Below are 3,915 nucleotides of genomic sequence, written 5' to 3'. Positions count from 1 at the left end.
CGTGGAGGAGCCGACGCTCTTGGCCTCGGCGCTGCCGGCGCCCGAACCAGAGCCAGGATATGACAGCCGGAAGCTGCGCATGGACAGCACCGCGACGGAGGCCCTGAGGGCTTTTGCCCGTCGCGAGCATGTGACCTTGAACACGGTGGTGCAGGGGGCGTGGGCGCTGCTGCTGTCGCGGATCACCGGTCAGCGCCGGGTGGTGTTCGGGTCGACGGTGTCGGGGCGCCCGGCGGAGCTCAGGGATGCCGAGGCGCTGCTGGGGCTGTTCATCAACACCCTGCCGGTGGCGCCTGAGCTGGACCCGGCCAGGCCGGTCGGCGACTGGCTGCGGGAGCTGCAGGCGGAGAACGCGGCGCTGCGCGAGCATGAGCACACGCCGCTCTACGAGATCCAGGGCTGGGCCGGACAGGCCGGCCGCTCCCTGTTCGACACCCTGCTGGTGTTCGAGAACTACCCCGTCGACCACGCCCTCCGTGAGCTGGAGGGCAAGGGGCCGCGCTTCGGCCGGATCGAGAATCTGGAGACCACCAACTATCCCCTGACCCTCGGCATCGAGGCGGGAGCCGCGCTCGAGATCGACTGGAGCTGGCGGCGCAACGCCGTCGATCGTGACCGGATTGAGCGGCTGATGCGCCGGTTCGAGGCGCTGCTGCTGCGGATCGCTGGGGCGCCGGAGGCGCGCCTCGGCACCCTCGCCATCGTTACCGAGGACGAGCAGGCACAGATCATCCGGTGGCACTCCGAGCCGCATCAGGCGGTGCCGCACCGCTTCGTCCAGGACCGGATCGCGGAGAAGGCCGCGGCGGATCCGGAGCGGATCGCGGTGATCTTCGGAGACCGTGAGGTCAGCCGGGGCGAGCTGGAGCGGCGGGCGAACCACTTGGCGCACCGGCTGGCCGCGGCCGGCGTCGGGCCGGACCGGCAAGTCGGCGTGCTGCTCGACCGGTCGGTCGAGATGCTGGTCGCGCTGCTCGCCGTGCTCAAGGCCGGGGGCGCCTTCGTGCCGCTGGCGCCCGACGCCCCGGCCACGCGGCTGGCGGACATGGTGTCTGGCAGCGGGCTGAGCCTCGTGATCACCCGGCGGTCCCTGGCGGAGCGCGTGCCGGCCGGCATCGACCGCATCCTCGTCGAGGATGCGGCCGGCGAGGACCCGGCCGGGCCGGAGGTGCGGCTGCATCCCGGGAACCTGGCCTATGTGATCTACACCTCGGGGTCGACCGGCAAGCCGAAGGGCGTCGCCGTCGCTCATGACGCCATCGCCGAGCATTGCCGGCTGACGGCGGAGATCGCCGAGATCGGCGAGCCGTCGCGCGAATTCCACTTCCTGTCCTTCATCTTCGACGGCGCGCATGAGCGCTGGCTGACGGCGCTGACCAGCGGCGCCAGCCTGGTGCTGCGCGACGACACGCTGTGGCCCGCGGACCAGGCGCTGGAGACCAAGCGCCGGCTGGGCGTGACCCATGCCGACTACACCCCGGTCTATCTCGCCGAATTGGCCGCCTGGGCCGAGACCTCCGGAGAGTGCCCGCCAATGGAGGTTTGTTCCTTCGGCGGCGAGGCGATGCCGCGCGAGGTCTATGACCGGGTGCGACGGGCGCTGCGGCCGCGAGTCCTGATCAACGGCTATGGCCCAACCGAGGCGGTGGTGACGCCGCTGATGTGGAAGGTCGGTGCGGATACGGGCTTCGACGGCGCCTATGCGCCGGTCGGCCGGCCGCTCGGCGACCGCCGGGCCTATGTGCTGGACGGCGACCTGAACCCGGTGCCGGAAGGGGTGCCGGGTGAGCTCTATATCGGCGGCACCGGTCTGGCTCGCGGCTATGTCGGCCGCCCGGACCTGACGGCCGAGCGCTTCGTGCCGGACCCGCACGCCGGGCCCGGAGCGCGGATGTATCGCACCGGCGACCTGGTGCGGTGGCGTCCGGACGGGGTGATCGAGTATATCGGCCGCCTCGACCATCAGGTGAAGATCCGCGGCTATCGCATTGAATTGGGTGAGATCGAGGCGCATCTGCTCGATCATCCGAAGGTGAAGTCGGCGGTGGCGTCGGCGATGCCGGCGCCGGGGGGTGCGCGCCTGGTCGCCCATGTGGTGATGACGGGAGGATCGGACGGGCTGGAGGCGGAGCTCCAGGCCCATCTGGCGGAGCGCCTGCCGGACTACATGGTGCCGTCGCGGGTGGTCGGGCTGGCGGCGCTGCCGCTGCTGGCCAACGGCAAGCTGGACCGCCGGGCGTTGCCCGACCCCGACTGGACCGGCGAGGCGGGATCGGCGCCGGAGGGCGAGGCCGAGCAGGCGGTGGCGGCGATCTGGCGCGAGGTGCTGGGCCTGCCGCAGGTCTCCCGGACCGACGATTTCTTCAGCCTCGGCGGCCATTCCCTGACCGCGATGCGCGTGCGCGCCCAGCTGCTGGAGCGGCACGGCCTGGCGCTGCCGATCCGCCACTTCTTCGACCACCCGACCCTCGCCGGGCTGGCCGCCAGCCTGGCGGACGGTCTTGTCGCCGGCAGCGCCGCGGCCGAGCAGCGCCTGGGCGACATGGACCGGTGGATGAGTGAACTCGAGGACCTGACATGACCGTCGACGCCCAGCAGATCGCCCGCCGCTTCGTCGCGCTGGCGCCGGACCGGCGCCGCGCCTTCCTGGACAAGCTGGCCGAGCACGGCGTGGACTTCGCTTCCCTGCCGATCGTGCCGGTCGAGCGCAGCGGCGACCTGCCGCTGTCCCACGCCCAGCGCGGGCTGTGGCTGACCTGGCAGCGCGACCCGGCCAGCCCGGCCTACACCATGGCCGGCATCCTGTCCCTGTCCGGCGATCTCGACGCCGCGGCGCTGCAGGCGGCGGCCGGTGACCTGGTCGCCCGACACGAGGCGCTGCGCACCACCTTTGGCATCGACGCCGAAGGCCGGCCGGTGCAGCGCCTGCATGCCGAGCTGCCGCCGCCCTTCATCATCCGCGACCTGCGCACCTCGGCGGATCGGGAGGCGGAGAGCGATGCCTTCGCCCAGGTCCTGGCGCAGCAGCCTTTCGATCTCGAAGCCGGGCCGCTGCTGCGGTTCGAGCTGCATGTGCTGGGCGAATGCGAGCACCGGCTGGTCCTGGCGCTGCACCACATCGTCGCCGATGGCTGGTCGGTCGGGCTGTTGATCAGCGACCTCGCCGCTCTCTACGCGGCGCGGCGCGACGGCACGGCCTCCGGCCTGACGCCGATGACGCTGCACTACGCCGACTACGCCGCCTGGCAGCGCAGCTGGCTGGAGGCGGGGGAGGAGGCTCGCCAGATCGAGGCCTGGAAGGCGGCGCTGGGCGACAGCCACCCGCCGCTCGACCTGCCCTTCGACCGGCCGCGGCCGGCGCAGCGCAGTGATGCCGGGGCGGCGCACCGCCTCCGGCTTTCCAAGCCGGTCAGTGACGGGCTGCGCGCCCTGGTCCGCAGCCGCGGCGCCACGACCTTCATGGCCGTGCTGGCGCTGCTCAAGCTGCTGCTGGCACGCAACGGCGCGGGCGACGACATCCGCATCGGTGCGCCGCTGGCCCATCGCGGCCGGGCCGAGACGCATCCGATGATCGGCTATTTCACCAATGTCGCGGTGCTGCGCACGGTGCTGGACCAGCGCCAAGGTTTCACCGCCCTGCTGGACCGGGTGCGCGAGGGCCTGCTGGCGACCGAAACCCGGATCGACGTGCCCTTCGACATGGTGGTGGAAGCCTTGGCGCCGCCGCGCCAGGCCGGGGTGAACCCGCTGTTCCAGGTCAAGTGCACCGAGCAGGACGGCACGCCGGGCGACGGCGATTTCGCCGGGCTGGCCATGACGCTGCACGGCCTCGCCGGCGGCGCGGCGCATTTCGACCTCAGCCTCGACCTCACCGACCGGCCGGAGGGCATCGACCTCCTCCTGGCCTACACCACC

Annotated in this window: 2 protein-coding genes; both read left to right on the top strand. The window is 72.1% G+C overall.

The genetic code is table 11. From position 1 onward, the window contains the following. Positions 1-2,581 (top strand): non-ribosomal peptide synthetase (locus tag P409_RS28760; protein ID WP_152613594.1); only part of this gene is annotated, 2,581 nt, incomplete at its 5' end. Continuing rightward, positions 2,578-3,915: condensation domain-containing protein (locus P409_RS28755; protein ID WP_238578798.1), on the top strand; the 1,338-nt coding region annotated here is incomplete at its 3' end. The genes P409_RS28760 and P409_RS28755, both read left to right, overlap by 4 nt.

This window comes from Inquilinus limosus MP06, from assembly GCF_000767795.1.
GTDB lineage: Bacteria > Pseudomonadota > Alphaproteobacteria > DSM-16000 > Inquilinaceae > Inquilinus > Inquilinus limosus_E.
Note: the sequence above shows the minus strand (reverse complement) of the source record. Positions and strands in the feature narration are given on the sequence as shown.